This is a genomic window from Ornithinimicrobium ciconiae (assembly GCF_007197575.1).
Taxonomy (GTDB): Bacteria; Actinomycetota; Actinomycetes; order Actinomycetales; family Dermatophilaceae; genus Ornithinicoccus; species Ornithinicoccus ciconiae.
In genome coordinates, this window is sequence record NZ_CP041616.1 from 3,656,029 (window position 1) to 3,672,293 (window position 16,265).

General features: G+C 69.7%; 16 protein-coding genes, 1 tRNA gene and 1 pseudogene. 5 read left to right on the forward strand and 13 right to left on the reverse strand.

Going from position 1 to position 16,265, the window contains the following annotated elements; translation table 11 throughout:
• Positions 1–54: 54 nt before the first annotated feature.
• From FNH13_RS16910 to FNH13_RS16930, 5 genes are all read right to left on the reverse strand, one after another.
• Complete coding sequence (locus FNH13_RS16910) at positions 55–1,116, reverse strand: hypothetical protein (protein WP_143784528.1); 1,062 nt, start codon at positions 1,114–1,116, stop codon at positions 55–57.
• Positions 1,117–1,189: 73 nt separating this feature from the next.
• Positions 1,190–1,801, reverse strand: a complete 612-nt coding sequence (locus FNH13_RS16915) for a GNAT family N-acetyltransferase (protein ID WP_143784529.1) — start codon at positions 1,799–1,801, stop codon at positions 1,190–1,192.
• Positions 1,798–2,274 carry a cyclic pyranopterin monophosphate synthase MoaC gene (gene moaC, locus FNH13_RS16920; protein ID WP_143784530.1) on the reverse strand — a complete coding sequence of 159 codons (477 nt, stop codon included), beginning with the start codon at positions 2,272–2,274 and terminating at the stop codon, positions 1,798–1,800. The genes FNH13_RS16915 and moaC overlap by 4 nt, the downstream gene beginning before the upstream one ends.
• A complete protein-coding gene (locus FNH13_RS16925) occupies positions 2,271–3,578 on the reverse strand; it encodes a molybdopterin molybdotransferase MoeA (RefSeq protein WP_143784531.1) in 1,308 nt (435 codons plus the stop codon). Before FNH13_RS16925 ends, moaC begins: the two co-directional genes overlap by 4 nt.
• Entirely contained in the window at positions 3,575–4,477 is a 903-nt protein-coding gene (locus tag FNH13_RS16930; protein ID WP_228266458.1) for a UTP--glucose-1-phosphate uridylyltransferase, read from the reverse strand. Before FNH13_RS16930 ends, FNH13_RS16925 begins: the two co-directional genes overlap by 4 nt.
• Before the next feature lie 55 nt (positions 4,478–4,532).
• Here FNH13_RS16930 and FNH13_RS16935 point away from each other — a divergent pair, with 55 nt between their 5' ends.
• Positions 4,533–5,192 carry a 5-formyltetrahydrofolate cyclo-ligase gene (locus FNH13_RS16935; protein WP_165700159.1) on the forward strand — a complete coding sequence of 220 codons (660 nt, stop codon included), beginning with the start codon at positions 4,533–4,535 and terminating at the stop codon, positions 5,190–5,192.
• Here FNH13_RS16935 and FNH13_RS16940 read toward each other — a convergent pair.
• On the reverse strand, positions 5,189–7,804 hold the full coding sequence (locus FNH13_RS16940; RefSeq protein ID WP_143784533.1) for a penicillin acylase family protein: 2,616 nt from the start codon (positions 7,802–7,804) through the stop codon (positions 5,189–5,191). The genes FNH13_RS16935 and FNH13_RS16940 overlap by 4 nt on opposite strands.
• 11 nt (positions 7,805–7,815) lie before the next feature.
• Between FNH13_RS16940 and FNH13_RS19855 the strand changes: the two are divergent.
• Positions 7,816–8,004 (forward strand): annotated as a pseudogene (locus FNH13_RS19855) (FmdB family zinc ribbon protein); the annotation flags it as partial.
• 14 nt (positions 8,005–8,018) lie between these two features.
• On the opposite strand, the gene FNH13_RS19860 reads toward FNH13_RS19855, so the two are convergent.
• Positions 8,019–8,174: a hypothetical protein gene (locus FNH13_RS19860; RefSeq protein ID WP_321169242.1), complete on the reverse strand. Its 156-nt coding sequence runs from the start codon at positions 8,172–8,174 to the stop codon at positions 8,019–8,021.
• An 81-nt stretch (positions 8,175–8,255) separates the two neighbouring features.
• Here FNH13_RS19860 and FNH13_RS16950 point away from each other — a divergent pair, with 81 nt between their 5' ends.
• Entirely contained in the window at positions 8,256–9,026 is a 771-nt protein-coding gene (locus tag FNH13_RS16950; protein ID WP_143784535.1) for an SAF domain-containing protein, read from the forward strand.
• A gap of 125 nt (positions 9,027–9,151) precedes the next feature.
• Complete coding sequence (mscL, locus tag FNH13_RS16955) at positions 9,152–9,544, forward strand: large conductance mechanosensitive channel protein MscL (protein ID WP_143784536.1); 393 nt, start codon at positions 9,152–9,154, stop codon at positions 9,542–9,544.
• 145 nt (positions 9,545–9,689) lie between these two features.
• Here the strand turns inward: mscL and FNH13_RS16960 are convergent, their stop codons facing one another.
• Positions 9,690–9,911 (reverse strand): hypothetical protein, encoded by a 222-nt coding sequence (locus FNH13_RS16960; RefSeq protein ID WP_143784537.1) that lies wholly within the window; start codon positions 9,909–9,911, stop codon positions 9,690–9,692.
• Positions 9,908–13,486, reverse strand: coding sequence for a DUF4011 domain-containing protein (locus FNH13_RS16965; RefSeq protein ID WP_143784538.1), 3,579 nt, complete (start codon positions 13,484–13,486; stop codon positions 9,908–9,910). Before FNH13_RS16965 ends, FNH13_RS16960 begins: the two co-directional genes overlap by 4 nt.
• A 147-nt stretch (positions 13,487–13,633) precedes the next feature.
• Between FNH13_RS16965 and FNH13_RS16970 the strand changes: the two genes are divergently transcribed.
• Positions 13,634–13,706 (forward strand) — tRNA-Arg (locus tag FNH13_RS16970).
• Positions 13,707–14,162: 456 nt separating this feature from the next.
• On the opposite strand, the gene FNH13_RS16975 is transcribed toward FNH13_RS16970, so the two are convergent.
• From FNH13_RS16975 to FNH13_RS19365, 4 genes are all read right to left on the reverse strand, one after another.
• Positions 14,163–14,666 (reverse strand): hypothetical protein, encoded by a 504-nt coding sequence (locus tag FNH13_RS16975; protein ID WP_143784539.1) that lies wholly within the window; start codon positions 14,664–14,666, stop codon positions 14,163–14,165.
• Positions 14,667–14,830: 164 nt separating this feature from the next.
• Positions 14,831–15,019 carry a hypothetical protein gene (locus FNH13_RS16980; protein WP_143784540.1) on the reverse strand — a complete coding sequence of 63 codons (189 nt, stop codon included), beginning with the start codon at positions 15,017–15,019 and terminating at the stop codon, positions 14,831–14,833.
• A gap of 1 nt (position 15,020) precedes the next feature.
• Positions 15,021–15,350, reverse strand: a complete 330-nt coding sequence (locus FNH13_RS19360) for a hypothetical protein (protein WP_202878815.1) — start codon at positions 15,348–15,350, stop codon at positions 15,021–15,023.
• A 502-nt stretch (positions 15,351–15,852) separates the two neighbouring features.
• The gene (locus FNH13_RS19365; protein ID WP_202878816.1) at positions 15,853–16,263 is read right to left on the reverse strand and encodes an AlbA family DNA-binding domain-containing protein; all 411 of its coding nucleotides are present in this window, start codon (positions 16,261–16,263) and stop codon (positions 15,853–15,855) included.
• Positions 16,264–16,265: the final 2 nt, after the last annotated feature.

Consider the following 16,265-nt stretch of genomic DNA (forward strand, 5'->3'; position numbering starts at 1 on the left):
CGGGACGTCCGACCGCAGTCCGGGGGGAGCGCGGCGCCCGTGACGGGCGCTCGCTCAGCCGACCGAGTGCACGGGAGGCAGGTCCTCAAACTCCTCGTCAAAAGCCATCGCGTTGCCGTCGAAGGGCAGGCCGTCGACCTCGACCGTGCCGCTGAGGACCGGACCCGTCTCCTCAGGTGCGGCAGGCTGCGGACTGGCCGGACGACGCGACGCCTTGGCCTTGAGGGTGTAGGTCGGCGGTGGCACCGCGACCGGGGCCCAGGTGCCTTCCAGCTCCTGGACCTGGTCCTCACGGGCCTGGTCCTCACGCGCCGGGGCCGTCTCGGCCTGGCCGACGACGGGCAGGCCCACACTCTGCTGGGTGTCCGGGCCAGCCTCGTGGACGGCCACGACATACAGCTCGACCTCGGCGGGGACGTGGACCGGCTGCTCGAACAGCTCGGCCGAGTCGGCAACCAGCTCAGTGCTCGACGCGGTGTGCTCGGTCCTTGCCGGCAGGGCACGGGTGCGCTCGGCGGCACCGCGCCGACGCGCGACGGACGGCTCGTGGGCCCGGCGCGGAGGGGCGACGGACGGCTGGTGGGCCCGGCGCGGACGGGCGGCGCGGGCGTTGGTCGCCCGGGCGCGGACGGGTGAGGTGGCTCGCCGCTGCGCACGTCCCACGGAGACGCGCACCAGGGTCAGGGCCAGCAGCAGCCCGCCAGCTCCGGCCGCGGCCGACCACCAGGGCGCCTGGCCGGTGAGCCACGGAGTGACCCCGGCGATCAACGACACGATGCCCAGCAGGAGGAGAGTGGCGCGCACCACCGCAGCCGGTGGCTTGCGCAGCCGGGGGGTGCTGCGCCGCGGGGCCGTCGCCACGACACCGGGACCCGCCCGCTTCACGACGACGTCGGGGTGTGCGGGGCGGGTCAGGGACAGCGAGTAGGACCGCGGAGCCGGAGGGGTCACGTCGGCGCGCGGCAGGCTCTGCCGACGCTCCAGGACGCGCATCGCCTCGGAGAACCGGTCGACGGATCGGGCCGTCGCGACGTGGTCCCGACGACGGATCCAGTGCTGGATGAGGTAGGCAGCCCACACCGCGAGGATGACCGCGAAGATCAGACTGTTGGGCACACCCAAACCCTAGGGAGGTGTCGGGTGGTTACCCCGCAGTTCTGGTGCGTGTCGCGGAAGTGACTGGTGTGACTCAGGTGGATTCCCTCGCCCGCAGGCGAGAGACCAGCCGTTCGCCTCCCAGCTGCTCGGCCGTGATCGCGAACTCCACGTGGTCACGCCAGGCGCCGTCAACGTGCACGAGGCCGGCCCGAAAGCCCTCGTCCGGCAGTGCGAGCGCCCGCGCGACGGCCAGGCTCGCGGTGTTTTCCGGCCGGATCGCGACCTCGACCCGATGCAGCCCGACATCGTGCAGGGCGTGGTCGATCAGCATCGCCAGTGACCAGGCGGCCAGTCCGCGGCCGGTGGCCTGCTGGTCGAGCCAGTAGCCGGCCGAGGCTGTCCAGCGTGACCCCCACACAATGTCGAAGAGCTGCATCTGCCCCACCAGCACGCCGTCGGCCTCGATCACGAACGGCAGCACCCGCCCCTCCCGAGCCGCCCGGTCCAGGACTCGCCGGAGCCGGGTGAATCCGATCGCCTCCTCCGGGCCGGTGGGCACGGTGGCCTCCCAGGGCCGCAGCCAGTCACGGTTGTCTTCGCGCATCTCCAGCCACCGGGCGCGGTCGTGCCGGGTCAGTGCCCGCAGCACGATGCCGACGCCGTCCGCTCGGACCTCCTCCAGCCGCACGGGCCAGGTGATCACGGGTCGCGGGTCCAGTCGCCGGAGCGCCCACCGGACTTGGCCACCACCATCACGTCGGTGATCACGGCCAGCTTGTCGACCGCCTTGATCATGTCGACCATCGCCAGCGCCGCGACACTGACGCAGGTCAGGGCCTCCATCTCGATCCCGGTCCGGTCCGCGGTGCGGACGCTCGCCCGGATCTCGACCCCGTCGTCGGTGACCGTGAGGTCGACCTCGACCGCGTGCACGGCCACCGGATGGGCCAGTGGCACCAGGTCCGGCGTCTTCTTGGCCGCCTGTATCCCGGCCAGCCGGGCGACCCCCAGAGCGTCACCCTTGGGGGCGGTCCCCTCCCGGAGCGCACGGACCGCCGCGGCGGACAGCAGCACGCGTCCCGTGGCGGTGGCCTCCCGTGCGGTGACCTCCTTGCTGCTGATGTCGACCATGTGCGCTGTCCCGTCGGCGCGCAGGTGGCGCAGTGGCTCGCTCACCGAGCGCCCTGGCCGCGCCCGGCGCCGTCAGCAGCGTCGCCGTCGCCGTCCTGGCGGGCAGCCTGCAGGTCGGCCTCGATCTCGGCCACCGGCCGCAACGGCAGGACCAGCACCTGCGACCCGGTCGCCACCTCGGTGACCTCGGCGGGGATGACCGCCAGCCCGTCGGCCTGCGCCAGCCCACCCACCAGGTGGGACCCGGGCCCGCTGACCGGCTCTGCGGCATACGACCCGCTGACATCACGCGAGAGCCGCACCCGGTGGTATTGCTGGCGACCCTCTGGTGACGACCACCCCTGGGCCACGACCGCCGGCATGGTGACCGGTGAGTACCGCATGCCAGCCCGGGCGGCGAGTGCCGGACGGACGAAGACCTCGAAGCTGACCAGGACACTGACCGGGTTGCCGGGCAGGGTGAACACCGGGACCTCGCGCTTGCCGAGCAGACCAAAACCCTGCGGCTTGCCCGGCTGCATGCTCACCTCGGTGAACTCCATCGACCCGGCGCCGGTGAGCGCGGCCTTGACCGCGTCATAGGAGCCGCCCTTGCTGACTCCCCCGGTGGTGATCACCAGGTCGGCGTAGTCCTGGTGGTGCTCGATCTCCTTGCTGACCGCCTTGGCGTCGTCGGGCAGGTGACCGGCATGGACCGCAAAGTGCCCGGCCGCGCGGACCAGCGCGGCCAGCATCGGACCGTTGGAGTCGTGGATCTGCCCGGGGCCCACGGGCTCCCCGACCGGCACCAGCTCATCACCGCTGGAGAGCACCGCCACCCGCACCGGTCCGGTGACGCTCACCTGCGCCACGCCGGCAGCGGCGAGCACGGCCAGCTGGGTGGGGCCGATGCGGGTCCCGGCCCGCAGGATCACAGCCCCGGCGCGCACGTCCTCACCGGCCGGTCGCACGTTGGCCCCGGCCTCAACCGCCGCCTTGATCAGCACCTCGTGGGGGTTGCCGTCGGTGTCCTCGACCCGGACGACTGCGTCACACCCCTCCGGGACCGGAGCGCCGGTCAGGATCCGCCAGCAGGTGCCAGGACGGTGCGTGTGGGGCTGACCATCGCCGGCGGCGATGTCGCCGCGCACCGGCACCAGCTGAGGGCTCTCGGGGCTGGCCTCGGCGATCTCGGAGGAGAGCACCGCATAGCCGTCCATCGCCGAGTTGGCGAAGCGCGGCAGGTCGACGGGACTGGTCACGTCCTGGGTCAGGACCAGTCCGTGCGCCTCGGACAGCGGCACGGTGACCGTGTCGACCGGCACGATCCGCTCGAGCAGCGCCTCCAGGTGCTCGGTGACCGTGGTCATCGCGCCGTCCTGACGTAGTCGTCCAGCCAGGCGGAGAAGTCCGCCCCGAGCTCAGGGTGCTCCCGACCGAGGCGGACGACCGCCTTGAGGTAGTCGAGCCGGTCACCGGTGTCGTAACGACGCCCCCGGAAGACGACCCCGGTCATCCCGGCTCCCTCACCCTCGGCCCCGGCGAGCTCGAGGAGGGCGTCGGTGAGCTGGATCTCCCCGCCGCGTCCGGGCTTGGTGTGCTCCAGCACCTCAAAGACCCGTGGGTGCAGCACATAGCGGCCGATGACCGCCAGGTTGGAGGGCGCCTCCTCCACAGCAGGCTTCTCCACGAGCCCGGTGACGCGCACCACGTCCTGCCCCTCGTCCGCCGGGTCGATCGCCGCGCAGCCATACAGGCTCACCTGGTCACGGGGCACCTCCATCAGCGCCACCACCGATCCACCACGCTGCGCCTGCACCTCGATCATCTGCTCGAGCAGGTGGTCGCGAGCGTCGATCATGTCGTCCCCGAGGAGGACGGCGAACGGCTCGTCACCCACGTGCGAGCGGCCGCACAGGACCGCGTGACCGAGCCCCTTGGGCACTCCCTGGCGCACGAAGTGCACCTCGGTGCTGGTGCTGGCATCCACTCGCGCGCGCCGCTGCTGGTCCCCCTTGGCGTCCAGCGCGCGCTCGATCTCGGGATGGCCGTCGAAGTGGTCTTCGATCGCCCCCTTGCCGCGTCCGGTGACCATGAGCACGTCGGCCAGGCCGGCGCGCACCGCCTCTTCGACGATGTACTCGATCGCAGGTCGGTCCACGACTGGCAGCAGTTCCTTGGGCACGGCCTTGGTCGCCGGCAGGAATCTGGTGCCGAGACCAGCCACCGGGATCACTGCCTTGCGTGGGCGCATCATGGGCTCGCTCATGCTGCCCAAGACTAGTCATGGGCGGCCCGGCTCATCAGTCGGGCACAATGCGGCCATGGACGCGGTCCGGACGGCGAAGGCGCAATCCCGCACGCAGGTGCGGGCCAGGCGCGCGGAGATCGTCGCCGGGCAGGGCCCCAGCGGGCGGGCCGAGCAGGCACAGGACCTCGCCACCGCCTTCCTCACCTGGGTCCGCGAGTATGCCGTGGGGCACGGACGCCGGGATCTCTCCGGCCTGACGGTCACCGCCTTCCGTCCGCTGCCCACGGAGCCCCCGGTGGGGGTGCTGGTGCGGTCGGCGCTGGCCGCGGGGATGCGGGTGCTGCTGCCGCTGACCGTCCGCGGGCGTCCCAACCTGGACTGGGTCCTGGCGACCGAGAGCACCGGCGACGGGGTCGCTGCCGACGTGATGGGTGGCGTGACACCGACCGGGGCCGAGCTGGGCCCGGAGGCGCTGCGCAACGTCGACATCGCGCTGATCCCCGGCCTGGCTGTGGACCGCGCCGGTCACCGCCTGGGGCAGGGAGGGGGCTACTACGACCGGGCTCTTCCCCTGGTCCGTCCCGGGGTGCCGGTGATCGTAGCCCTGCACGACCACGAGGCGCCCACCTCAGCAGGCGGGGCGCTCATCCCGAGCGAGGCGCACGACATACGCGTCGACGGGGTGCTGACCACCGCCGGGGTGCGGCTGCTGCGCCACGGACCGAGTGGTTAGGGGGTCAGCGTGAGGGTGTGCTCGGCCGACTCCACGACCGCCTCGCGGCTGAACGACCAGGGGTAGGACTCGTTGGCCAGCCACGCCTGGGTCTGGTCGTTGTAGTTGGGGTGGAAGGCGTGCCCGGAGTTGCCCGACTGGTTGACCCAAGTCGAGGCGTCCAGGTCCGCCAGGTCCACCACCATGCGCATCGAGGGCCCGGAGGTGACGCGGTAGCTGCCGCTGCCCGCCTCCCAGTTGAAGGCGTTGACCAGGGAGGAGCCTCCGGGAGCGGGGTAGGGCCCGTCGTTGAACGCCCAGCGCAGCGCGTCCGGCACGGAGTCCCCGCCCAGCACCTCGTGCCGCAGCGGCATGTTGTGCAGCGAGCCCCACTGCCACTCCGTGGGGTCCTTGGCGATCCGCTGCGTCAGGTCGAGCCGGGCGTTGATCATGGCCTGTCGCAGGATCTCGTCCCGGGTCTCCACGACGCCCGCGGTGCGCCGGTCGTCCCACCAGACGTCCTCGGGACTGTCCAGCAGGTCTTCGACCACGAGCATCCACCGCGAGTTGCCGTCGGCTGCCAGATCTGCGGGCAGCTCGTCCTCGAAGGTCAGGTCGAGGATGTTGGCCCACACCGCGTAGTAGTACATGGCCGCGGCGGACTGCTCCCCGTCTGCGGGGGCAGTGCGGTCCCAGTCGGCCAGCATCTGCTGGGGCTGCCGATAGAAGTCCGAGCTGGGCACGTCGATCTCCAGCAGCGCCTCGATGAGCACGTCAGCGAAGGCGTTGTGGGTGTCGCCCTGGATCTCGTGCATGTCCGCGGTCGTCAGGGGCCCCTCCGCGGACTTCTGCGCGATCAGGTCAGCGATCCGCTGGGACCTGAATCCCCGGTCGGACTCGCTGGTCAGGAAGGGGGTGTTGCTCTCCGTCACCGCCTGATTGGCGGTCACGATCACCCCGTCAGCGGGGTTGAAGGTCGAGGGCATCTGGCTGAACGGCACCCAGCCCTTCCAGTCATAGGCCGGCAGCCACCCCTGGGCCGGGAAGAATCCTGGAGGCTGCCCATTGGTGCTGGACTCACGGATCGGGACCAGGCCGGGGGCCTGATAGCCGATATTGCCCTGGGTGTCGGCATAGATCAGGTTCTGGCTGGGCACCGCGAACTGTCGGGCCGCGTCGCGGAAGGAGTCCCAGTCATGGGCAGAGTTGAGCAGGAAAACCGCGTCGGCCGTGCGGGTGCGCTGCAACCCCGTCCAGGCCATCGAGACGTCATAGGTGCTCAGCGTCTCGACCCCGTTGATCGGCGCGGTCTGACCGGCCTTGCGGACCGGGTCCAGGACGTCGGAGAGGATCGGCCCGTGGCGGGTCTCGCGGACGGTGATCGACACGTCCTGCCCGCCAGCGACCTTGATGGTCTCGATCCGCTGCTGCACCGGCTCCCAGGCGTTGCCACGACGGACCTGCCCCTGGTCGTTGACCTCCTCCAGATAGAAGTCAGTCACGTCCGGGTCCAGGTTGGTCAAGCCCCACGCGATGTCGGTGTTGTGGCCGATGATGATGCCGGGGAAACCCGCGAAGGAGAAGCCGGTGACGTCGAAGGGACACGCCTCGGAGACCTCTCGGCAGTGCAGCCCGATCTGCATCCAGACGCCGGGCTGGGCGATGCCCAGGTGGGGGTCGTTGGCCAGCAGCGGCAGGCCCGACTCGGTGTGCTCCCCTGACACGACCCAGGAGTTGGAGCCGATGCCCGCTCCCTCGCCCAGCAGGTTGGGCACCGCGTCGAGCGCCGCCAGGGTGTCGGTGTAGACGCCTGAACCAGCAACCTCGGCGCTGCCGGAGTACTGGCTCCCTCGAGGGGGCGCCGCCCCGCCGCGGTCATCCCCCGAGTCGCCCTCGTCCCCACCAGTCTGTGGTGCAGCAGGCTTCCACTCGTCCTCAGACAGGATCGGCGCGTGCTCGTCGTAGGGGTAGTCGGGATAGAGCGCGCCGAGCTGCGCGCGCGAGACCTCACCGACCAGGCGCGCCCGGGCCAGCTCGTCCGCGTAGTTGCCACGCAGATCCCACGCCATCGCCTTCAGCCAGGCCAGCGAGTCCACGTCGGTCCACGGCTCGATGCGGTAGTCCGGCACGGACTGGCCGAGCACGACATACTCCAGCGAGACCTGCGAGGGCGAGGCGTTCTGCTCCAGATAGCCGTTGACGCCTGCGGTGTAGGCCGCCAGATAGCGTCGGGTCTGCGGGTCAAGCATGGTGAGCTCCTGCTCGGCCACCCGGCGCCATCCCATCGTGCGGATCACCGTGTCGGTCTCCACGCCCGGCTCCCCCACCAGCTCGGCGAGACGCCCGGCCGTGACGTGCCGACGCAGATCCATCTGGAAGAACCGGTCCTGGGCGGCGGTGAAGCCCTGGGCCATAAACAGGTCCTCGGAGGTGTCCGCATAGATGTGGGTCACGCCCTGCGCGTCCCGCAGCACCTCCACCTCACCGCTCAGGCCGGCGAGCGTCAGCTCGCCATCGACCTGCGGAAAGGAGCGGCGGGTCAGCCCCACGCCCAGCACCGCAGCGGCGACCAGCACGAGGATCAGCGCTGCGATGACGGGAACGACGACGCGACGCAGGACACTTCGGGGCACGGACTGAGCGTATGCCACCGAATCGGTGCTGGGCCGCATCCGGCGTACAATCGTGCATCGTGCCGACCTACTCCTATGCCTGCAAGGACTGCGACAACGCTTTCGACATCCAGCAGGCGTTCAGCGACGACGCCCTCACGGTGTGCCCCACGTGTGGCGGCACCCTGCGCAAGCGCTACGGCTCGGTCGGCGTGGTCTTCAAGGGGTCCGGCTTCTATCGCACCGACTCCCGCAAGGGCTCTGACAGCTCGGCCTCGGTGCCTGCTGCGGCCAGCACCTCCGGTGGCGGCTCGGCCGACTCCTCCTCAAGCAGCTCGGCGGGGTCTAGCTCGGCGTCGAAGAGTGCGTCCGACTCGTCCGGCTCATCCACAACGGGGTCCGCCGCGTCCTCTGCGTCCACAGGTTCGTCGAAGGCCGCCGCGAGCGCCTGACCGGCACCTAACCTTCCCGTGTGATCAGGTCCACACGGGGCACCTCACCCAACGCCGCACGGCCACGCAAAGCGCCCGGCCCGCAGGCACGGGGCAACCGTGGGCGCCTCGGCCCTGTCCGCGCCGGGCGAGGTCCCGAGAGTCGAGCACTGCGCCGCGCCGGTGATCGGCGCGCAACCTGGCGTCGGGGGACGCTGCGCAGAGCACTCGCCGCCGCGCTGGCCGCCGCTGCGGTGTATGCCGGCACGGCCGTCGTCGCTCCCGCGCCCCCAGACCCCGGGCCCGTGGTACTTGTCGCGGGAGCCGACCTTCCCGTGGGTGCTGAGCTCACAGACGGGTCGACACGCGCCGTTCATGTGCCAGCGGAACTGGTCCCTCAAGGCGCCCTGACCGACCGGGCCGTGGTGCGCGACCGCATCACCACCGCTCCGGTGCGAGCCGGCGAGATTCTCACCGACCTGCGCGTCTCTCCCGATGCGGTGCTGCAGGGGCTCGACCCGGGTCTGGTGCTGGCACACCTGCCGCTGGCCGACGTCGCACTCGCAGGTTCTCTGCACCCTGGCGTTCGCGTCGACGTGCTGGGGACCGTCGACGGCTCCGTCCTGGCCAAGGACGTCCTCCTGGCGCAACGGGTGAGTGGTCAGGAGGGGCACGGGGTGCTGGACCAGACCGCCGGTGCGGACGCACCGAGCTTCCTGGTCGCGGTGACCCCGGAGCAGGCCAGTCGCCTGGCTGCAGCCACCGGTGCGGGCCTGCCTGGCCATGGCCTGACCGTGGTCATCCGCGGATAGAACGCCCCCAGAATTTGCACCCCGGCCGCCTCGGTGCGTTAAGGTACGCGTCGCCCTGCGCCAATGGCGGTGTCAGGAATGACGTCACAAACCCGCGCCGATCCACGGCGCACATCGGAGGAAACATGATTCAGGGATTTAAAGACTTCATCATGCGGGGCAACATTGTCGACCTCGCCGTGGCCGTGGTCATCGGCACTGCGTTCGCCGCGGTCGTGGAGACCGTCGTCGGCAGCCTCATCACGCCGCTGCTGAACGCCATGGGCGGGGCCGAGGCCAAGGGCCTGGGCTTCGAGGTCATCTCGGGCAACCCCAGCACCTACATGGACTTCGCGGCGATCATCAACGCCCTGATCGTCTTCCTGCTGACCGCCCTGGTGGTCTACTTCGTGATCGTTGTGCCGATGAACAAGGTCAACACGCGCATGGGCTTCGGCAAGGAGGAGGACGAGGCTCCGGCCGAGGACGTTGCTCTGCTCACCGAGATCCGCGACCTGCTGGCCCGCGGCAACCGCTGACCTCCAGGCACACGCACCAGCGCACCACCCGTCCAGGAGGCTATGACGTCCCGGACCATCAGAGCCCGGCTCCCTCGTGGGCCGGGCTCTGCCGTTCTCCGGCACAGCTCCGGGCCCCTCGAGGGCCGGGCGCTGTCGTGTCGGCCTAGCCCCAGTGGGGAGGGCGCTGCGCGCGCCACCAGTCGTCGGACCCGATGTCCGGCCCGGGCCCGGCCGACTCGGTCTCGTCCAGCTCGACATGAGGTTCACTGAAGTCCGGAGTCTCGCCCGGCGAGGCATTCGTCGCTGCCGCCACGACGCGGCGGTGTCGACGGGGCCGTCGAGGTTGGTCCAAGGGCACCGCTGCGGTGTCGTCATCCTGGGTCATCGGTGTCGTTCCGCCGAGGCCTTGCGGGCTGCGGCGACGATCCGCGCGACCTCCTGCGCCGGGTCGCGGAAGACATCCGTCGTCCACACTCGCACCGGCGTCCAGCCCAGCGCCCTCAGGTGCACGGAGCGGGTGCGGATCCGATCTGCGTCGGGGCCGTGCGGGTCTGGACGCGCATCGGTGTCCACGGCCAGCAGCGGTCGCCCAGGCATGTCGGGATCGTCGACCACGAGCTCGATGCGGTGCGGCCCACTGCCGTAGCCGATCCGCACGGTCAGGTCCTCTGCGGCCAGCCGGGTGGCCAGGTCCGTCAGCAGCGCTGACTCTCCCGTTCCCTCCGTCGCCTGATCCGGGGGCGCAGCCGCAGCAAGGACCGCCTCCTGCAGCACGCCAGCGTCCTGCGACCCAGCAGGCGGATCACCCTGCACGATGACGACTGAGCGGCGTGCCGAGCTCAGGACAGCGATGGCCGCAGCGTCACTCAGATCGTCCTCGCCCCCCAGCACCAGGATCATCCGATCCCGCACATCCCCGGCAGCGCGGTGCGGGGTGCTGAGCAGGAATGGCTCGGCGACATCCTCGCGAAAGGAGCCGATCAGGTCCGACTCCTCGGCGATCCGGGCCCGCAGCACCTGCTCCACCTCGATCACCATGTCGTCGTCAGCCACCACGACACCGAGCGAGAGGCTCGGGCCGCGGCGTGCATGATCCACGATCAGGTCGACGACGGCAGCCACCCGTGCCTCGGTCCCCGGAGCCTCGACAACACTGATGCCGGAGGAGAGCAGCACCCCCGGAAAACCGTGTGGGGTGTGCACCGTGCGCCGCGGCAGCATCCGCTGGTCCATGGACCGGTAGTGGTTGTCCAGGTGACGCACCGGCAGGACCTTCGACGACGCGGCGAACACGCTCTCGCTCACAGCTCCGACTGGCGCGGCATGCTCGTCGACCACACCCACGAACGGCAGGCCGGTCAGCCCGTCGGAGTCTCCCACCAGGAGCACCACGTCAGCCCGCGCGAGGGACGGCACGGCATGAGCGACCGGGATCCGCTGGGCCTCGTCGATGACCAGGAGGTCGAACACGATGTCGACGGGGATCGTCGCCGGGACGGTCAGCGGGCTCGCCACCCAGCATGGTCGCAGCGACCGCACGAGATCCGGTGCCGCGGCGAGCAGGTCAATCATCCGCAGCGGTGGTCCGGCGTCGACCAGGTCGCGCAGCGCCTGCTCCTGCGCGGGGTGGGCTGCCAGCGCGGCGTCCAGTCGCTGACGAGTCACGGTCAGGACGGTGTCTCGGGCACTCCGGGTCCGGGCCTGTTCCTGCGAGTCCAGCTCAGCCAGTGCCGCACGCAGGTCGGCGCTGGTGGCCATGCCCTCTCGGGTGGCAATCTGATCGTGCACGGAGGCCCAGAAGACGAGATCGGCCTCCGCCTCCACGTGCTGCTCGGCGACTCGGCGGTGCGCCAGGTCGTCGACGAGGCGGCCGAGTCCACGATCACGCAGAGGCTGGAGGTCCCCATGGACCTCGGCGACCACCGGGAGCCGGTCGGACTGGGCATCGAGCCGGATCAGCCGCTCCAGCAGCAGGTCCAGGTGGGTGGTCTCCAGGTCCTGGCCCTGAGGAGTCGTGCGCAGCACCTCACCCAGCCACGTCAGATCGCGGTGGATGCCGGCATACTCCTCGGCGGCGTCCTCCCATCCTCGCGGGGCCGCGGGTCGGGCCGCACGCCCGGCGAGACTCTCCCACTCCGAGCGTTCGTCCCGGGCGTGCGTGAGTCGGTCTCCGAGGTCGGGGGGTGGCGCACCGGGCCGGAGCAGGCTGCGTGCCTGGCGCCGGAGCCGGCTGCGAGTCATCGCCGAGAGTTTGTCCGGGCTGCCCTTGGGGTGCTTGGTGGTCGCCTGGACCAACTCCCCCAGTGGTGCTTCGTAGACCTCCGCGGTGAACACGTCAAGGGTGTCCCGGACCCGCCGTAGCAGGTCAAAGGTGCGCGACCACTGCTGCACGTTGAGCGGGGCAGGCAGCCCGACCGAGGTGGCCAGTGCCACGACCCGCTCGCGGGCCTGCGTCAACGTGCCGCTGACCAGGTCCGCCACGACCTCGGCTGCTCGCTCAGCATCCTGCGCGGTCGTGATCTGTGAGCCGAACCATGGGTCCTCCGCACGCCCCTTCCAGGCACCGGCTGCCACCGCACGGACCAAGGCGTCGCGGACCTGTCCCATCGTCTCGGGCGTCAGGGTGGCGAGCACCTCCGGCTCCAGCCGCACGTGCGAGGTCGGCGGGTGGGACAACCCCGCGAGCCGGGTCAGCACGTCCTGGGTCTGCGCGAGGGTGACTTCCCAGGGCTCGTGCGGACCGTGCAGGTGCTTCTCGTGAGCGCGCAGGACAGCGAGAGGATCGGTGGCCCCCTCGGCAGGCTCGGGAGCCGCCACAGGGAGGCCCTGGTCGGCCTCGGCGGTTGCGCTGCCCTGGTGACGGTCAAGCGCCTCGATCAGTTCAGCGGCGACCCGTCGGGCAGCCGCCGGAGTCTCTCGCACGTCCAGGAGGAGATCACCGAGTCCGATGTCACGCAGCCGCTCCTGCACCTCGTCCAGTGCCCTGCGACGTTCGGCCACGACCAGGGAGGACCGACCCTCGCCTGCCGCTTGCGCCACCGCGTTGACGATCGTCTGGGTGCGACCGGTGCCCGGTGCGGCGTCGAGCACCAACGACCTGCCGCGGTCGAGCAGCCGCAGCACCTGGCGCTGGCTGGCGTCCGCCTCCAGCACCGTCACGGAGCGGTCGCCGGGCACCGCCTCATCGGCAGCCTGAGCACTCTCAACGTCCTGCACCCCCGTGGCCAGGGACACCACGAGCGGTCGATCGACCAGATGCTCGACCGGCCCCGCCAGCTCTGCCACCAGCGGCAGCTTGGCCAGCGGGTAGGTGCTGAGCACCAACTGCGGGCCGATCCCAAAGCCTTCGATATGTGAGCACAGGTCTTCGAGCCGGTCATAGGTGGGTCGCGGGTCAAACCCCTGTCGGCCAACGCTGGTCCGGGCAAGGTCGTGCCCGTCGAGCTCGATGCCGACCTCACCGCGCAGATAGTGCTCGAGGGCAGGATTGAACAGGACGTCGGAGTCGAGGCGGAGGACGTAGTCCCGCCGGGAGGCGTCCGTCGGCCGAATCCGTGCACCACGCAGCAGGACTGGCGCACGGGGAGGGATCGGTGCCCGCGGGAGGCGCCAGGAGGCCATGCCCACCCCCAGGAACAGCGTGCTCATCCCGTATTCACGCTGTAGCTCAAGGGACTTGGCCCGAATTGCCGTCACCCTGCGCCGCGCCTCCGCCAGAGCCACGGACTCGCGGACCAGTTCCGAGAGCAGCGTGTTGTGGCCGGCGAGGAGCTTGGCGACACCACCAGGATGGGCCACTGTCAGGTCGATGGTGCCGGTGGGCAGGTCGCGGTGCCACATCAAGGTGTTGCGCCCGCCCACCTCGGACAGCTCTGCGCGCCATCGGTCGACTGCGGGGGTGACCACGTCCAGAGATGCGGCGTCGACGCGGTTGGCTGGGGCGTCGGCGTCGTGACTCACACGAGTCAGGCTACCTAGGCGATCTGGACGAACCGACAAGGCGCGAGCCCTGGGCAGGAATCTAGAGGTCGCGGCCGGTCCGGTACTCTCTCCCAGTGGCCCGCCAGTGGCGTCTGCCTGGACCTGTTCGCCTGGTCCGCCATCCCCGCCCTCGTAGCTCAGGGGATAGAGCACCGCTCTCCTAAAGCGGGTGTCGCAGGTTCGAATCCTGCCGGGGGCACTTCCTGTTTCCGCAGGTCAGCAGCTTATCGGGCTTGGCTCTCCGGGTGGATGAGCACCGCTTTCGCGGTTGGTATCGACTCGCCCCCGTGGGGCTCGGACAACGTTTGCGCAGGGTCAGCGGACTGCCACTGCTGGTGCAGAGCACCGCTTTTCAGACGCGCCTAGGAACGGGTGTCAAGGGCCGGGGCACCGGGGGCACCAGGTTCCATACGGGCAGGTCACAGCAGGTACGACCTTCTCAGCGACCGCGCAGGCGTGATTCTTGGAGCTGCTCTGGTCCGTGAGTGGTGCGTGCTTGACGGCCCAGTCAGCCATGCCACGCACGATGGAGTCACGATCGCGATCGCCGCACCGCGGATGAGTGGGTCCTACGCGGCGTTATGACCCGCGTCGAGGCGCCCGACGCGCGGCAGCAAGGGCGGTGTCCACGCTGAGGAGGGCCACATGAGCGCAGTCAAGTGTGTTCTTCGGCTTGGGTGCCCGGCTCGAAGGTCCTGTAGCCGTCTGGCGGCACTGCACCACCCATCAGGGCTATGTTCTCCAGGTGGTTCCGGGTGAAGATCTCGGTGTAGATCATCCGGTCCTGCAGGGATTGGCTTTTGCCGTCGAGCTTGAACTCGGCCCAGGCCTGGATCTCTTGTGCGATGGCCACTCCTCGCAGATCGGCCTTGATCTCTCTCGGGCGAATCGTGCGGCTGGCGGTGAACCTTCCGACGACCAGTTCGCCCTCGATGTGGCTGTAGGGCTTGACGGTCTGGTCGAACTCGATCGTCACGCCCGGCGGAGGAGCGACACGGATCCGGTGCTCATCGATCCGGCCGAGCCCGACGTGTAGCGACCGATGGCGATCCTTGCGGGCCAGTTCGTGGATCCCGTAGGTCAGGTTGCTCTCTGGTCCGTATGGCGACTGGTATGGCTGTGACTTCTCAAGCGCCTCGACGACGTGCTCCTGCAGCATCGTGAGGCGCTTGGTTTGCCTCTTGAAATCCTCGGGTGTCGAGCAGATCGAGTATTGGATCCGCTCGGCTTGTGGCGGCGGGTTCTGCCCTGATGTCGCTACCGCTAGGGCGTACAAAGCGTTGTCCAGCGCAGCTCTAAGCGCAGCTAGCCACTCTGAGAAGATCAGGCCAGTTCGACCGGCGCCGGCTCTCGCATGATGGCGAGGATCTCCAGTGTGCTCGGGTCAACGTTCCGCACGTCGATGTCCCAGGGGTGCCCCGTGATGTACCTTGCCCAGCACTCACCGAACTCGCGCCGCTTCGCCTTGGCACGATCGTGTCTGGCGAACGCAGCGTCGTAGAGCCGCTGCATGTCAGGCCCTCGCCGGCGAGATGGTCTGGACGTGGGCGATACCGCCCTGGTTCACGCAGTCGAGTGCGACGTCGTGCACCTGCTGGTGGAAGTCATGACCATCCGCGTTCGCTCGCACCGTGACCTCGATCGGGGTGTATTGCGCAAGCGGGATCGTGCTGCCGGAGTAGGCGTAGTTCATCTCGTCGGTGGTCCAGATCTGGAGCCGGTCGATCTTGTCCCACTCGAAGCCGACCTTGACCTCATACTCACCCAGTCCCAGCCGGTTGCTGACTTCTCGGATCAGGCCCATGAAGTCAGCGATCGCCACCTCGACGTCTCGCGACGCCACGACGTGGCGGTCGTTGTACTCGGTGCTCGAACGGGGGTGGCCGCCGACCGTCGCGGCGAGGCTGACGGAGCTGTCGTCGTGGATGCTGATCCGGGCTTCCTTCCAGCGCTGGCTGTCGCCGTCGATCCCGGGCGAGCAGTCCAGCGGCGCAGGCCAGAGCGAGGGGTGTTCCGGTCGACGTTTTCAAGCGGATCACGGCTGCCCCGTCCGACGTAGACGAGAGAGTCCTTGCTCGCCTTCTCAAAGGCCATTCTGGCGGTCGCGTGGTCCGGACGGTTAGTGACCGTCGAGGGCAGCCGTGGATGCGCGACCGCGACGATCCAGGCAGGGCTTTCGGGTGCGCGGATCGCGGCCCACTCGTAGTACAGCTTGTCGAGTACCTCGGCGGATCGCCGGCGCTCATCGAATCGTGCTCGGTACATCGCTTCGATCTGGCGTTCCTTCATCCAGACGGTGTCGGCGTCGTTGCGGATCGGAGCGGCGAAGTACTCCTTCTTGTAGATCAAGTGCGGGCCGTCGACGCTCGGCGGGATCCGACGACCACGCACTGGTTGCCGGGCTCTCCGAGCTGGACGACGTCGAGCCCGAAGATCGGCGGGCTGATCGCTGTCACGACCGCACTGCGCAGACCCCGCTCGTAGTTCTCGCTCAGCTCCCTGGTGTCCTTGCGCCCGACGGCTGCCTTCTGATGCTCGGTGACGCCGAAGACCAGGGTGCCGCCACCGCTGTTGGCCATGGCGGCAATGTCCTTGGGAAAGTCCGAGTTCGGGATTGTCCCGAGTGGTGGCAGCTCGGACTTCCAGTCCAGGTCATCTGTCTCGCGGAGCCCCTGTGAGATGGCACGCTCGATCATGTCGTCGGTGAGCGGGCCGGGTCGATCGCCGAGGTAACGGTGGAGTGCTGTGAACGTCACCT